The following is a 14,438-nucleotide window of genomic DNA, read 5'->3' as shown; positions in this document are numbered from 1 at the left end:
GCCGTGCGGCACATGGCATGATCGAGCACATGCAGGAACGACTGGTGGCCGCGTGCGACGGGGCTTCGAAGGGAAATCCGGGACCCGCGGCCTGGGCCTGGGTCATCGCGGACGAGTCGGAGACGCCGGACCGCTGGGAGGCAGGGCCGCTCGGCCGGGCCACCAACAACGTCGCCGAACTCACCGCGCTGGAGAGGCTGCTCGCCGCGACCGACCCGGACGTGCCGCTGGAGATCCGGATGGACTCCCAGTACGCCATGAAGGCCGTCACCACCTGGCTGCCGGGCTGGAAGCGCAACGGCTGGAAGACCTCCGCGGGCAAGCCGGTCGCCAACCAGGAGCTCGTCGTCCGCATCGACGAACTGCTCGACGGGCGCTCGGTGGAGTTCCGCTACGTCCCCGCCCACCAGGTCGACGGCGACCCGCTCAACGACTTCGCCGACCGGGCGGCCAGCCAGGCCGCGATCGTCCAGGAGCCCGCGAGCAGCGAACTGGGCTCCCCGGCGCCGCCGCCGTCGCCGGACACCCCGAAAAAGACCGACCGCCCCGCCCGGGCCAAGTCACCCAAGCGGAGCGGCGGTTCGACCTCTCGTACGATCAAGGCCAAGTTCCCCGGCCGGTGTCTGTGCGGACGTTCCTACGCGGCGGGCGAGCCCATCGCGAAGAACGGCCAGGGCTGGGGGCACCCGGAATGCCGTACGGAAGCGGTCGGATAGCGTCGGGACGTGCCGGTCAGATGACCGCCCCGCGCCACTCGCCGGTCTCCTGACCGCGCTCCTCGATGAACGTCTTGAAGCGCTCCAGGTCGCCCTTGGTCTGCCGCTTCACGAACCCGAGCTTGTCGCCCACCTTCTCGGTGATGCTGTCCGGATGGAAGTCCATCTGGAGCATCACCTTGGTGTGGCCGTCGTCGAGCCGGTGGAAGGTCACCGCACCTGCCTGCTTGGCCTCGCCGGCGATCGTGGTCCACGCGACCCGCTCGTCCGGGATCTGCTCGGTGATCTCCGCGTCGAACTCCCTGTGCACCCCGTTGACGTTGGTCACCCAGTGCGTGAGCGTGTCGGTGCGCTGCTCGATGCGCTCGACCCCGCTCATGAACTCGGGGAACGTCTCGAACTGCGTCCACTGGTTGTAAGCGGTGTGCACCGGCACGCCGACCTCGATGGACTCCTCGACCTGCGACACGGGTGAATCCCTCCTTCGTCCTCTCGGTGTGTGCGGCGCGGGTACCCGTCAACCGGAGGGCAAACCGCCGCTACGACGCTCACGCGGTGTCGAAGGTGTAGTGGGGGGTGTGGTCCAGCAGGTCCGCGGGGCGTACGTCGTTCCACGGCCGCATGGTCTCGTCGATGTCGACGACATCGGGGGTGCCGGCCGCCGGGAGGTAGCGGGAGCCCGGATGCCGCCGCTGCCACCGGGCCCACAGCTTGTCCACGTAGGCGTGGTGGAGCCAGAAGACCGGATCGTTGGGGGAGACCCCGGTCGCCATCTGCCCGCCCACCCAGACATGGACCCGGTTGTGCAGGTTCACCCCGCGCCAGCCCTCCAGATGGTTGCGGAAACCGTCCGACGCGCTGTTCCAGGGAGCCATGTCGTACGTCGCCATGGACAGCACCGAGTCCACCTCGCCCGGGGTCGGCAGCTCCCGGACGCCGGTCCCGAGCGAGCGCCGCAGATAGGTGCGGCCGTCGACCCGCACGTTGATCGGCCAGTTGCCGGTGTCCGCGGCGAACGGGCCGTCCATCACCCGCCCGTCCCGGCTGCGCCCGGTGCCGCCGAGGAAGTCGGGGCCCCACAGCGAGGCGCGCGGGGAGCGGTCGGTGCTCCAGTCCCAGTAGGGGAGTGCCACCGAGGGGTCCACCGACTGCAGGGCCCGCTCGAAGTCGAGCAGGAATCTGCGGTGCCAGGGCAGGAAGGAGGGCGAACGGTGGCCGGTGCGCTCGCCGTTGTCGGTGTCGGCCATGATGAAGCCGTTGTGCGTGGTGACGAACGCGTCGTAGCGGCCGCTGCGCTTCAGCTCCAGGACGGCGGCGACGAACCGCCGCTTCTCGTCGGCGGTCAGGGTGGCCTGGTTCTTGCGGACGGTCATGTGCGGATGCTCCAAGGAAACGTGCGGGGCGGTCAGTTGGCGGGGAACGGCAGCAGACGCGCGCCCTGGAGCTCGTCGACGGCGGCCCGTGCGGCGGCGCGCGGGGTGGGCACCGGGTCGTAGTGGCTGACGACGCTGATCCAGGTGCCGTCGGCGTTGCGCATCAGGTGCAGCTCCACGCCGTCGACCGTCACCCGGTAGCCCCCGTGATGGCCCCCGGTGGAACGCCCTTGTATGCGGCGGCCCTTGTAGACCTCGTCGAAGGACTCGGGGGAGTCGTGGTGGTGCTCCTCGGCGGACGCGCGCGGGGCCACGACGGTCGCTGCGGCGAGGGCGGCGGTCGCGGTGAGCGCGGTACGGCGGGTGAGTTCCGGCATGCGGTGTACCTCCTGAGTCGACGGACTCCGCATGCCTATCGGCCCAGGTGGGAGCGGGAGAAATCGCGCATGACCGGTTGGCTGTGATCCAGACAATTACCTACATGTCGTACAGAGTTGAACGAAGATGATCTTGCCACAGAGAGGGCTTTCTGGAACCCGGACGGAGGAATTCCTTCTCCCGTGCGCGGTCGTTCCGAAGATCCTTTGCGGGTGAACCCGCTGGCAGTGGCCCTGCTCACCTCGCGAAAGTGGCGTGAAGCGGCGCGAAGGCCCCGCACGCCGACTGCTACCCTGCGTTGCCAATCGACTGCTTTGGGTAATTCCTAGGGGTGCGTGTGAAGGTCGCCTGCGTCGGCGGCGGGCCCGCCGGCCTGTATCTCTCGATCCTGCTGAAACGGCAGGACCCGTCCCACGACATCACGGTCCACGAGCGCGACCCGGAGGGCTCGACCTACGGCTGGGGCGTCACCTACTGGCGCGGACTGCTCGACAAGCTCCACGCGCACGACCCCGAGTCCGCCCGCGCGATCGAGGACGCCTCGGTCACCTGGAACCAGGGCGAGGCCCGGGTGCGCGACCTGGTCACCCGGCGCCCCAGCGACGAGGGCTTCGGCATCGGCCGGCACCGCCTGCTGGAGATCCTCGCCGCCCGGGCCCGCTCCCTGGGCGTCCGCCTGGAGTACGAGCACGAGATCACCCACGGGAACCTCCCCGCGGCCGACCTCCTCGTGGCCGGGGACGGCGTACGCAGCGCCCTGCGCACCGGGTACGCCGAGCACTTCGGCGCCCGGACCGAGGAGGGCCGCAACCACTACATCTGGCTCGGCACGAGCAAGGTCTTCGACTCCTTCACCTTCGCCTTCGTCGAGACCGAGCACGGCTGGATCTGGTGCTACGGCTACGCCTTCAGCCCCGAGCGCAGCACCGTCGTCGTCGAGTGCGCACCCCCGACCTGGACCGGTCTCGGCCTCGGCGCCGCCGGGGAGGCCGACGGGCTCGCCCTGCTGGAGAAGCTGTTCGCCGACATCCTCGACGGGCACCCGCTGATCGGCCGCTCCGCCGGCTCGGGCAGCGCCCAGTGGCTGAACTTCCGGACCCTCACCAACCGCACCTGGCACCGCGACAACCTCGTCCTCCTCGGCGACGCCGCCCACACCACCCACTACTCCATCGGCGCCGGCACCACCCTCGCCCTGGAGGACGCCATCGCCCTGGCCGGAGCCCTCCAGGCGCACGGCGAGCTGCCGCGGGCCCTCGCCCACTACGAGCGGCAGCGCACGTCGGAGCTGCTCTCCGCCCAGAGCGCGGCCCGCTACAGCGCCCAGTGGTACGAGAACCTGCCCCGCTACATCGACCTGCCCCCGGAGCAGATGTTCGCCCTGCTCGGCCAGCGTCACTCACCGCTGCTGCCGCACGTCCCGCCCCAGCTCTACTACCGGATCGACCGGGCCGCCGGGCAACTGGAGGCATTGCGCAGGTTCAAGCGCTGGCTCGGGCCGAAGCTCGCGCGCGGGGTGCATGCGCGGGAGCTGGCCTCCCGCAAGTAGCCGCCACATCCGGGGCGGGTTGGGTGAATGGCGATTCACCGCTAAAGTGAATTGCCATTCACCCGCTTTCTTTCTCACCGCATCCGGAGCGCTGATGGACCAGCAGGGCCCGATATCCCCGCCCCGCGGAGCCGGCCTGCGGGCCCGGCTCACCGTGCCGGCGCTGGCGATGTGCGGCACGCTCATGGCCGTCATGCAGACCGTGGTCGTCCCCCTGCTGCCCGACCTGCCCCGGCTGACGCACTCCTCGGCGGGCGCCGTCTCCTGGATGGTCACGGCGACCCTGCTGGCCGGAGCCGTCCTCACCCCGGTGCTCGGCCGCGCCGGCGACATGTACGGCAAGCGCAAGGTGCTCACGGCGTCCCTCGGGCTGATGACGGCCGGCTCGGTGATGTGCGCCCTGTCGTCCGACATCACCGTGCTCATCGCGGCCCGCGCCCTGCAGGGGGCCGCCGCCTCCGTGGTGCCGCTGTCCATCAGCATCCTGCGCGACGAACTGCCGCCCGAGCGCCGGGGTTCCGCGGTCGCGATGATGAGTTCCACGGTCGGCATCGGCGCCGCGCTCGGCCTGCCGCTGGCCGCCGTGGTCGTGCAGTACGCCGACTGGCACACCATGTTCTGGATGACCAGCGCCCTCGGCGCCCTCGGGATCACGGCCGTGGCGTGGGCGGTCCGCGAGTCACCGGTACGACAGCCGGGCCGCTTCGACGTACCGGGCGCCCTCGGACTGGCAGTCGGCCTCGTCAGCCTGCTGCTCGGGGTCTCCCAGGGCGGCCAGTGGGGCTGGGGCAGCCCCCGCGTCCTCGGCCTCTTCCTGGTGTCCGTCGCCGTCCTGGCCCTGTGGTGGTGGCGCCAACTGCGCACCGAGCAGCCCCTGGTCGACCTGCGGCTCGTCACCCGCCCGCGCGTGGGCCTGTCCCATGTGGCCGCCCTGCTCACCGGGTTCGCGTTCTACGCCAACTCCCTGGTGACGGCCCAGCTCGTCCAGGCGCCGAAGGCCACCGGCTACGGACTCGGCCTGTCGATCGTGGCCACCGGCCTGTGCCTGCTGCCGGGCGGCGTCACCATGCTGCTGTTCTCCCCGCTCTCGGCCCGGATCTCCGCCTCCCGCGGCCCGCGCGTCACGCTCGCCCTCGGCGCCGCGGTCATCGCCTGCGGCTACGCGCTGCGCATCGCGGACAGCCGCGACCTGTGGATGGTCATCCTCGGCGCGACCGTGGTGGCCACGGGAACCACCCTCGCCTATTCGGCCCTGCCCACCCTGATCCTGCGCGCCGTCCCGGCCGACCAGACCGCCTCCGCCAACGGCGTCAACGTCCTGATGCGCACCATCGGACAGGCCACCTCCAGCGCGGCCGTCGCAGCGGTGCTGGTCCACCACACCAGCCCGGTCGGCGGCGCCCTCGTGCCCACCCTGCACGGCTACCTGCTGGCCTTCGCCATGGCGGGCGCGGTCGCCCTCGCTGCCTGCGCGGCGGCCCTGACCATCCCCGGCGACCCCGCGCCCGAGGAGACCCGCCGGGCCGAGGGCGGCACCCGGGGCGCGCGGGACGGGGCGATGGAGGGAGCATGAGTGCCGTGAGCACCACGCCCCCCGCCGCCGCACCCGCCCGCCGTGACGCCGAGGCCACCAGGGCCGCCATCCTCCGGGCGGCCCGCCACCTCCTGGCCCGCACCCCGCACGCCGACATCACGCTCAAGGCGGTCGGCGAACGCGCCGGTGTCAGCCCGCCGTTGATCGTGAAGTACTTCGGCAACAAGGACGCCCTCCTCGCCCGGGTGATGTCCTTCGAGTCGGACGCGACGGCCCTGCTCGACGCCCCCCTGGACGAACTGGGCCGCCACATGGTCCGCCATGTCCTCACCGGCCAGATCGAGCGCGGCGCCGACCCCCTGCTGCGGATCGCCTTCGCCCCCGTCCAGGGCGAGCACGGTGACATCCTGCGCGTCAACTTCCGTACCCAGGTGGTCGATCGCCTCGCGGAGCGGCTGCCGGGCCCGGACGCCGGCCTGCGCGCCGAACTGGCGGTGGGCACCCTCCTCGGCCTGGGCGTGATGTACGGCATCGCCCGGGGCACCGAGCTGCGGGCGAGCTCCGTGGAGGAGCTCGTGGACCGTTACGCCCCCACGGTGCAGGCCCACCTGACGCCCTAGCCGAACAGCCGGTCCAGGAAGGCGTTGCCGAAGACGCCGTGCGGGTCGAGCCGGTCCAGCACACCCGCCGCCTGCCCCCACACCGCCTCACCGAACGACCCGGGAATCGTCGTCCCCAGCACCTCCTCGTCCGCCCACGCGGCGTCGTCGGTGTAGGCCCAGCCCTTGGACCACTCGACGCGCGTCCCCTCGTACCCCTCGAACAGGAACTGCTCGACCTCCCGCAGGAACGCCTCCGCGTACGGCGTCCCCGGCAGCGTCAGGATGTCCAGCCACACCGCCGTGTCCCACTCGGGGCGCGCCCGGTCAGCCCGCAGCGCCGACAGCAGCGGGGCCCGCGCCCCGTCCAGCTCGGCCTCGGCCGGGTCGTCGAGCCCGGTCACCCTGATCTCCACCGTCCCGTTGACCGGGAACTTCCCCTGGGCGGTGTACGCGGCCAGCCGCTCCCGGTAGAAGTCCGTGAACCCGGACACCACCCGCTGCACCTGGTCCCGGGCGGTCAGCACCGCGTAGCCGTTCGCGGTCACCCGCAGCGTGGTCGGCTTGATGTAGAGCAGCGTGTTCTTCGAGGGCCCCCAGATGTCCGCCGACAGCGTCGCCGTGAGCCCCACGGCCGCCACGTCGAGCTGCGCGTTCCCGAGCACCGGCGCCAGGTACCAGGCCGCGTCCGACACCATCCGCCCGGCCAGGTCCGCCACCACGGTCGGGACGTTGTCGGAGAACGGGTAGTTGTACGGCGAGGTCACGCGCCGCGAGGTCAGCGGCCTGGTCGGGGCCACGCTCCACACCTTCAGCCACGGGAACTCCGTGTACGCGAACCAGATCGCCTCGACCCGCCCGGTCTCCTCCAGGAAGCTCGCGAAGGTCCGCCCGTCACCGCCGGGCGCCGCGAAGAGCTCCGCGGCCGGGATGTCGACCCGGCTCACGCACCGCAGATTGCTGTCGGCCCCCACGCGCAGCACGACCTCGGTGACGAGGGCCCGCCCGAGATGGGCCAGCAGGGCCGCGCTGTCGGCCTCGGCGCGGCTGAAGGTGCGCAGCGCGTACGCCCCGGCCTCCTCGTCCCACACCACCGCCGTCAGCGACAGGACGCGATTGCTCAGCGAGCCGTACGTCTGTCCCGGCAGCCGCTCCTCGCCAGCCGCCGCAACGGCGGTGCCGTGCGCGTCGATCGCCAGCGCGCCGCCCAGGGTGAGGTCTCCGGGCGCGGGCGCGGCGGTGACCCCGAGACCGTGCTCCTCCAGATAGGTGAGCAGCGCCTCCAGGGTGACGCCGGTGCCGGCCCGGACGGCGGAGGCGGAGTCCAGGGACAGGCCGGTGAGGTGGGAGGCGGTGTCGACGAGGAGGACGGGCGCGTCGGAGGCGGTGCCCTCCGTGACGGTGAGCGGTGACCAGCCGTGCGAGGAGCCCCGCGCGCGGACCCGCCAGCCGTGCCGCCAGGCCCAGTTGACGACCTCGACCACCTGGTCCGGGCCGGTGGGCGCACAGGCCCACAGCCCGTCGGCGGTGATCTCGCCGACCCAGTTGCGGTACGCCGAACGGTGCAGGGCCACGCCCGCCGGGAAACCGGGCAGCTCATCGGCCGCGGCCGCCGGGTCGGCCGGCAGCAGAATCGGTACGGCGGCGAGGGCGGCGGCGCTCGCGAGGAAGCCGCGACGGGTCCAGGACGGCGTGTCCTGCGGGTGGTTGCTCACGGAACGATCAGTCACGGGGTCACGCTAGGCGGCCGTTGACACGTGCATGCCCCTCGCGGGGGCGTGTCACCCGTGCGAGTGAACAATTCACAGGTCCCGCCCCGGAGCCCCTCGTTCCGCGCAGGTCGGCGACAGATGACAGACTGACGCCATGGACGAGCGCACATTCGGCAGGTCGCAGCAGCACGCATCCGTCGTCGGACTCGGCACCTGGCAACTGGGAGCCGACTGGGGAGACGTCGACGACAAGGAAGCCCTCTCCGTGCTGGAGGCCGCCGCCGAGTCGGGGGTCACCTTCTTCGACACGGCGGACGTGTACGGCGACGGACGCAGCGAGCAGACCATCGCCACCTTCCTCAGCAGCAGGCCCGACCTTCATGTGCTGGTCGCGACGAAGATGGGCCGCCGCGTCGACCAGATCCCCGAGAACTACGTCCTCGACAACTTCCGCGCCTGGAACGACCGTTCGCGCCGCAACCTCGGCGTCGACCGCATCGACCTGGTCCAGCTCCACTGCCCGCCGACGTCCGTGTACTCCACGGACGAGGTCTTCGACGCCCTCGACACCCTGGTCGAGGAGGAGCGCATCGCCCACTACGGCGTCAGCGTCGAGACCTGCGCGGAGGCGCTGACCGCGATCGCCCGGCCGGGGGTGGCGAGCGTGCAGATCATCCTCAACGCCTTCCGCATGAAGCCGCTGCGCGAGGTGCTCCCCGCCGCTCAGGAGGCGGGCGTCGGCATCATCGCCCGCGTCCCGCTGGCCTCCGGCCTGCTGTCCGGCAAGTACACCAAGGACACGGTCTTCCCGGAGAACGACCACCGCGCCTACAACCGGCACGGCGAGGCCTTCGACGTCGGCGAGACCTTCTCCGGCGTCGACTACACGACCGGTGTCGAGGCCGCCGCCGAGTTCACCGCCCTGACGCCCGAGGGCTACACCCCGGCCCAGCTCGCCCTGCGCTGGATCATCGAGCAGCCCGGCGTCACCACCGTCATCCCCGGCGCCCGCAACCCCGAGCAGGCGCGCGCGAACGCGGCCGCCGCGAAGCTGCCGCCGCTGTCCCGGGAGACCCTCGCGGCCGTCCGCGACCTCTACGACCGTCGCGTCAAGGAGCAGGTGGAGAACCGCTGGTGACCGTTTCCGTCGCCGGGAACCGCGCTCGCCGTTCCCGGCGCCGGACCGTTTGAACGATCAGCTACCGGATACCCGTACCGCATGGTCGAGACGGTGAGACGGACGGGACGCGACGAGACCGAGGAAGAGCGCGCGGACCGCATGTGGGGCGAACTCATCCAGGAGATCCGCGTCGCGCAGACAGGTGTGCAGATCCTCTTCGGTTTCCTGCTCACCGTGGTGTTCACACCGAAGTACGACGACCTCGCCCACACCGACCAGGTCATCTACATCGTGACCGTGGTGCTCGGCTCCTGCGCCACCGGAGCCCTCATAGGACCGGTCTCCCTGCACCGCCTCGTCTCGGGGCGGCGCATCAAACCCCAGGCCGTGCGGATCGCCTCCCGGCTGACCTTCGTGGGGCTGGTCCTGCTGCTGACGACGATGACCTGCGCCCTGCTGCTGATCCTGCGCGTGGCCACCCATGACGACTGGGTGCCCTGGCTCGTCACCGGAGTCGTGGCCTGGTACCTGCTGTGCTGGTTCGGCGTGCCGATGTGGACGCGCCGGCGCTATACGACGCGGTGAGGGCGAGCCCGGCCAACTGCCGGTCGTGCGGGCGGGCCAGCACGAGCAACGAGACCGTGGCGCCGATCAGTGCGCAGAACATGTCCCACTGGGTGTCCCACACATCGCCCTGCGTGGCCAGGAAGGCGTCCGCCGCCTGACCGCCGGTCACCGCGGCCGCCCACTCCAGCATCTCGAAGACGGCACTGAAGGCCAGGCACGCGCACACCGTCAGCGGCGCCAGCCAGCGGCTGCCCCGCAACGGCGAGGTACGGCTGAGCAGCTCCCGTACGAGGACCGCCGGCACGAAACCCTGCATGAGGTGCCCGAGACGGTCGTACGGATTGCGGTCGAGCCCGAACGTGTCCCGCGCCCAGTCGCCCAGCGGAACCTGCGCGTAGGTGTAGTGGCCGCCCACGATCAGCACGAGCGCGTGCACCGCCAGCAGACAGCACAGCAGGTCGGTCAGCGGGAAGCGGCGCCACGTCAGCACGATCAGCGGCAGCCCGACCAGGACCCAGACGGTCTCCAGGAACCAGGTGGTGCGGTCGCGCGGACCCCAGGCGGACAGGGCCAGTGCGGCCACCACGGCCCAGGCGAGCAGGACCGGCAGGGGCCGTCGCACAGCGGTCATGAGGAGCTCCTCGTCGTAGGAGCCCCCATCGTCGGGGCACGGGGACGACCACGGCATGAGTACGGCTACTCAGGCCGCGTGCGCATCCAGCCCGGTCTCAGCCGCCCGCGATGACCGAGGCCAGGAAGTCGTCCACTCTGACCTCCTCCTTCCCCGGCGGCACGATCTCGCGGGTCTCGCGCAGGAAGGACGCCAGCGCCGGGGCCCACGCGAAGACCACGGCGTGCTGGCGGCCCCCGTCGGGACGGGCCTCGCCGAAGAACTCCATGCGCAGCTCCTCCCAGACACCGGTCGAGACGGGGCCGAGCCGCACGTCACCCACCCCGACCGGGCCGCCCAGGCCCTCGGCGAGCATCTCCCGGTCCAGCCGCCACCGCGCCAGCACCCGGCCGTCATGGCTGAACACTGCGGTGACGGCGAACGGGTCCGCAGCGTCGTACCCGAGGTGGGCGAGCACGGGGCACCGGCCCGTGCCGCCCGCCTGCAGTTGCACGACGAGGGTCTTGTGGGCGGTCCTGCGGACGAAGGGGTTCACCTGGAGGCCTCCGGGAAGAACGACATAGAGCCCTCTAGTACCCCTTCCACGGCCAAGATGCTCAGCCGTCCGGGTGATTCCCCTTCGCGGTGCGCAGGGCCGTGATGCACGAGGCGATGGCCTGCTGGAGTTCCTCCAGTTGCTGGACCATGTCGTCCTCGTAGAAGTCCTGGGCGTCGTCGAAGGTCAGCTCCTCGAACACCTTGGTGGCCCGCTGGAGGCTGTTGTAGAACTTCGTCCGCCGCTCCTGGACCCGGAGTTCGGGATCGGCCTCCACGGCCTCGGCGACGAGCGACTTCATGGTGTCGAACGCCTCGGCCGCCCACTCGCCGGTGTCCTCGTCCTCCTCCAGCTCCTCCAGGAGGGACAGGTGCCGCTCGGCCTCCTGGCGCAGGTCCACGGGCGCGTCGATGGTCTGGCCGGCCGGCGTCTTGACCTGCCCGGACTCGGCGATCTGCCGGACGTATCCGATCCGGTCGGCCGCCCTGCTCTCGGTGGCCACGGCCTTCTTCAGGTCGTCGGTGCGCACCACGTCGCGGGCCAGCGAGGCCTGGAGCTCGGGGTCCTCCTTGATCCGGTCGAGCAGCGCGCTGCGCGCGGCCCGGGCGGTGGACGGGTCGGCGAGGATCGCGGCGCGCAGCGCGGTCGGGTTCTCCGCGACCTCCAGCGCCTTCGTCGGCCGGATGCCCTCGGCCTCCGCGGCCTCGGCGATGGCGGTGCCGCGCTCGGAGGCGGCGCTGCTGCGGGAGACGTAGTAGCCGAGCCACACGTCGGCGTCCGGCAGCTCCACTTCCTGGCCCGGCGCCAGCGCCTCGAAGTGCGGGACCATGCCGTCGTCGGCGGCCCGGTCCCAGGCCTTGTAGTAGCGCATCACACGCTCGGGCGAGCAGCCGGCGAGCTCGGCGAACTCCTTCGCGGACACCTTCGGCGTCTCGTCCGCGCTCTGGCCGCCGGGCCGCACGCTGCGCGCCACCATCAGGCCGAAGGCCCATCCGCCGGTCCGCGCGTAGACCCCGAACTCGCGGGCGTCCCGCGCGACGAGGTCACTCAGGGGCGCGGGGGACGTCTCCTCCGGTGTCCCGGAGGAGACGGGGGCCGACGCCTCGGAAGGGTCGATCGCTAGAGTCACGGGTGTTTCTCCTGGTCAGGTTCGTTCGAACCGCACGGCGTGCGAGTCGAAAAGCCTATTGCACCCGAGGGGGCCGCCTCGGCAGCCGGGCGGCTCAGGCGAACGCGTCGCGCAGCGCGGGCAGCAGTGTCTTCTCCGACCAGTCCAGGAACGCGTGCTGGGACTCTCCGCCGATCTGCACCAGCGCGATCTCGGTGAAGCCGGCCTCCGCGTACGGGCGTACCGCCTCGACGAAGGCGTCGGGATCGTCACCGCACGGAATCGACGCCGCCACGTCGTCGGGGGTGACGAACTGGGTGGCCGACTCGAAGGAGTCCGGGTGCGGCAGTTCGGAGTTGACCTTCCAGCCGTTGCCGAACCAGCGGAACTGGGAGTGCGCCCGCTTGACGGCGGTGTCCCGGTCGGGGTCGTAGCAGACGGGGAGCTGCCCCACCCGAGGCTTGCCCTCGCCGCCGTTGCGGTCGAACGCGTCGAGGAGGCCCGCCTTGGGCTCCGTGGCGATGACGAGGTCCGCGAGACGGCCGGCCAGGGCGCAGGACTGCTCGCCGGAGACGGCCAGACCGATCTGCGGCGGCTCGTCCGGCAGGTCCCACAGCCGTGCCGACTCCACGTCGAAGTGGGTGCCGCGATGGTTCACGTGACCGCCCCGGAACAGCGCGCGGATGATCTCCACGGCCTCTTCCAGCATCTCGTGCCGCACATCGGCCGACGGCCAGCCGCCGCCCACCACGTGCTCGTTGAGGTTCTCGCCGGAACCCAGTCCCAGCCGGAACCGGCCCTCCGACAGGAGCTGCATGGTCGCCGCCTTCTGCGCCACCACCGCCGGGTGGTAGCGGAAGGAGGGACAGGTCACGTACGTCATCAGCGGGATGCGCGAGGTCGCCTGGGCGGCGGCCCCGAGCACGCTCCACGCGTACGGCGAGTGCCCCTGCGTCCGCAGCCACGGGAAGTAGTGGTCCGAGGTCACGGAGAAGTCGTAGCCCACCTCCTCGGCCCGCACCACATGGCCCACCAGCTCACGGGGGCCCGCCTGCTCGGTCATCATCGTGTATCCGATCTGCACCATGGGGCCCGAGTCCCCCGGGGGCCGGAGGGGAAAACGGGCTTCGCGGCACTCTCGATCAAGACCGTCGCACGGGGGAGGATGCGCCTATGAGTTCCCTGCCCATGAGCACCCCCGCCGCCGAGGGCGTCGACGCGGCCGGCATACAGGCCCTGCTCGACGCCCTCGAAGCCGACCCGCACATCGCGCCCCACAGTCTGATGCTGCTGCGCCACGGCCGGGTCGTGGCCTCGGGCTGGTGGGCGCCGTACGCCCCGGAACGGCCCCAGCTCCTCTACTCGCTCAGCAAGAGCTTCACGGCCACGGCCGCCGGGTTCGCCGTCGCCGAGGGACTGATCGCGCTGGACGACCCGGTGATCTCCTACTTCCCGGAGTTCGAGGCCGACGTCACCGACCCGCGCAGCCGGGCCATGCTCGTCCGGCATGTGGCGTCGATGGCCAGCGGTCATGCGCAGGAGACCCTGGACCGGGCCCGCGCCCAGGACCCCGACGAGCTCGTCCGGGGTTTCCTGCTGGTTCCGCCGGACCGGGACCCGGGCACCGTCTTCGCCTACAACCAGCCCGCCACCTACACCCTCGCCGCGATCGTCCAGCGGGTCACGGGACAGAGGCTCACCGAGTACCTGCGGCCCCGGCTGTTCGAGCCGCTCGGCATCGGCGAGGCGGCCTGGATCGCCGACCGGCGCGGCCGCGAGCTCGGCTTCAGCGGGCTGCACGCAAGGACCGACGCGGTGGCCCGGCTCGGCGAGCTGTATCTGCGGGGCGGGTTCTGGCAAGGCGAGCGGCTGCTGCCCGAGACCTGGGTGGCCGAGGCGACGCGGGTCCAGATCGCGCACGAGGCAGCGGAGGAGGGCGGCAGGTCGGACTGGCACCAGGGCTACGGCTTCCAGTTCTGGATGGCCCGGCACGGCTACCGCGGGGACGGGGCCTACGGGCAGTTCTGCGTGGTGCTGCCCGAGCAGGACGCGGTGCTCGCGATCACCTCGGAGACCGAGGACATGCAGAAGGTCCTGGACCTGGTGTGGGAGCACCTGCTGCCCGCCTTCGGAGCCGGTCCGCCGCCCGGCGGTGAGGCGGCCGACGCGGCGCTGGCCGCACGGCTGGCACGGCTCACCCTGCCGCCCGCCGAGGGCGGGCCCGTCCCGGTCGGCCGGGCGGACGACTGGGACACCGCCTTCGCGCCGCGCGGCGGCACGTGCGCCGACCGGCCGACCCTCACCAGCGTCGAGGTGGACCGGGGCGGCCGGGTGACCCTCGTCGACGACGGCGACCGGCTGGACCTGCGGCTCGCAGCGGGGGAGGGCGGCTGGACGGTCGCCGACGAGACCGTGCCCGTCGCGGTGAGCGGCGGCTGGACCGACGCGGAGACCCTCGTCATCGACGTGGCGTTCCTGGAGACCCCGCACCGCCTGCTTCTGACGTGCTCGCTGGGCGACCGGACCTTCACCGCGCGCTGGCGCACCCAGCCCCTGCACGGGGGCCCGCTGCGGCGGATGCGGGCCCCGCGCCCGGCCTGAGAACCGTCCCCGGGC

General features: G+C 71.8%; 15 protein-coding genes. 7 read left to right on the top strand and 8 right to left on the bottom strand.

All coding sequences use genetic code 11. The features are described 5' to 3' along the window. The first annotated feature begins 17 nt into the window (after positions 1–17). Positions 18–716 (top strand): ribonuclease H family protein, encoded by a 699-nt coding sequence (locus ACZ66S_RS27260; protein ID WP_469904161.1) that lies wholly within the window; start codon positions 18–20, stop codon positions 714–716. Between the two features lie 16 nt (positions 717–732). On the opposite strand, the gene ACZ66S_RS27255 is transcribed toward ACZ66S_RS27260, so the two are convergent. From ACZ66S_RS27255 to melC1, 3 genes are all read right to left on the bottom strand, one after another. Further along, positions 733–1,185 (bottom strand): SRPBCC family protein, encoded by a 453-nt coding sequence (locus tag ACZ66S_RS27255; RefSeq protein WP_469904160.1) that lies wholly within the window; start codon positions 1,183–1,185, stop codon positions 733–735. 79 nt (positions 1,186–1,264) lie between these two features. After that, entirely contained in the window at positions 1,265–2,089 is an 825-nt protein-coding gene (gene melC2, locus ACZ66S_RS27250) for a tyrosinase MelC2 (RefSeq protein WP_469904159.1), read from the bottom strand. Positions 2,090–2,121: 32 nt separating this feature from the next. Continuing rightward, complete coding sequence (gene melC1 / locus ACZ66S_RS27245; RefSeq protein WP_469904158.1) at positions 2,122–2,466, bottom strand: apotyrosinase chaperone MelC1; 345 nt, start codon at positions 2,464–2,466, stop codon at positions 2,122–2,124. A gap of 332 nt (positions 2,467–2,798) precedes the next feature. On the opposite strand from melC1, the gene ACZ66S_RS27240 reads away from it, so the two are divergent. The 3 genes from ACZ66S_RS27240 (at position 2,799) to ACZ66S_RS27230 (ending at position 6,170) form a co-directional block, all read left to right on the top strand. Next, positions 2,799–4,016 (top strand): FAD-dependent monooxygenase, encoded by a 1,218-nt coding sequence (locus ACZ66S_RS27240; protein WP_469904157.1) that lies wholly within the window; start codon positions 2,799–2,801, stop codon positions 4,014–4,016. Positions 4,017–4,110: 94 nt separating this feature from the next. Beyond that, positions 4,111–5,589, top strand: coding sequence for an MFS transporter (locus ACZ66S_RS27235; protein ID WP_469904156.1), 1,479 nt, complete (start codon positions 4,111–4,113; stop codon positions 5,587–5,589). Next, a complete protein-coding gene (locus ACZ66S_RS27230; RefSeq protein WP_469904155.1) occupies positions 5,586–6,170 on the top strand; it encodes a TetR/AcrR family transcriptional regulator in 585 nt (194 codons plus the stop codon). The genes ACZ66S_RS27235 and ACZ66S_RS27230 overlap by 4 nt, the downstream gene beginning before the upstream one ends. Here the strand turns inward: ACZ66S_RS27230 and ACZ66S_RS27225 are convergent. Then, positions 6,167–7,864 (bottom strand): cholesterol oxidase substrate-binding domain-containing protein, encoded by a 1,698-nt coding sequence (locus tag ACZ66S_RS27225; RefSeq protein WP_469904338.1) that lies wholly within the window; start codon positions 7,862–7,864, stop codon positions 6,167–6,169. The genes ACZ66S_RS27230 and ACZ66S_RS27225 overlap by 4 nt on opposite strands. 151 nt (positions 7,865–8,015) lie before the next feature. Between ACZ66S_RS27225 and ACZ66S_RS27220 the strand changes: the two genes are divergently transcribed. Together ACZ66S_RS27220 and ACZ66S_RS27215 are read left to right on the top strand one after the other, a co-directional pair. After that, positions 8,016–8,999 (top strand): aldo/keto reductase, encoded by a 984-nt coding sequence (locus ACZ66S_RS27220; RefSeq protein WP_469904154.1) that lies wholly within the window; start codon positions 8,016–8,018, stop codon positions 8,997–8,999. A gap of 81 nt (positions 9,000–9,080) precedes the next feature. Then, positions 9,081–9,566, top strand: a complete 486-nt coding sequence (locus ACZ66S_RS27215; RefSeq protein WP_469904153.1) for a DUF6328 family protein — start codon at positions 9,081–9,083, stop codon at positions 9,564–9,566. On the opposite strand, the gene ACZ66S_RS27210 is transcribed toward ACZ66S_RS27215, so the two are convergent. From ACZ66S_RS27210 to ACZ66S_RS27195, 4 genes are all read right to left on the bottom strand, one after another. Continuing rightward, positions 9,487–10,179, bottom strand: coding sequence for a DUF2238 domain-containing protein (locus ACZ66S_RS27210; RefSeq protein ID WP_469904152.1), 693 nt, complete (start codon positions 10,177–10,179; stop codon positions 9,487–9,489). The genes ACZ66S_RS27215 and ACZ66S_RS27210 overlap by 80 nt on opposite strands. A 97-nt stretch (positions 10,180–10,276) precedes the next feature. Next, positions 10,277–10,714, bottom strand: a complete 438-nt coding sequence (locus ACZ66S_RS27205) for an SsgA family sporulation/cell division regulator (protein WP_469904151.1) — start codon at positions 10,712–10,714, stop codon at positions 10,277–10,279. Positions 10,715–10,775: 61 nt separating this feature from the next. After that, positions 10,776–11,843 carry a hypothetical protein gene (locus tag ACZ66S_RS27200; protein ID WP_469904150.1) on the bottom strand — a complete coding sequence of 356 codons (1,068 nt, stop codon included), beginning with the start codon at positions 11,841–11,843 and terminating at the stop codon, positions 10,776–10,778. 94 nt (positions 11,844–11,937) lie between these two features. Then, positions 11,938–12,909: an LLM class F420-dependent oxidoreductase gene (locus ACZ66S_RS27195; protein WP_469904149.1), complete on the bottom strand. Its 972-nt coding sequence runs from the start codon at positions 12,907–12,909 to the stop codon at positions 11,938–11,940. An 86-nt stretch (positions 12,910–12,995) separates the two neighbouring features. Here ACZ66S_RS27195 and ACZ66S_RS27190 point away from each other — a divergent pair, with 86 nt between their 5' ends. Beyond that, positions 12,996–14,423, top strand: coding sequence for a serine hydrolase domain-containing protein (locus ACZ66S_RS27190; protein WP_469904148.1), 1,428 nt, complete (start codon positions 12,996–12,998; stop codon positions 14,421–14,423). Positions 14,424–14,438: the final 15 nt, after the last annotated feature.

Source organism: Streptomyces sp. NPDC107471, from assembly GCF_055582845.1.
Note: the sequence above shows the minus strand (reverse complement) of the source record. Positions and strands in the feature narration are given on the sequence as shown.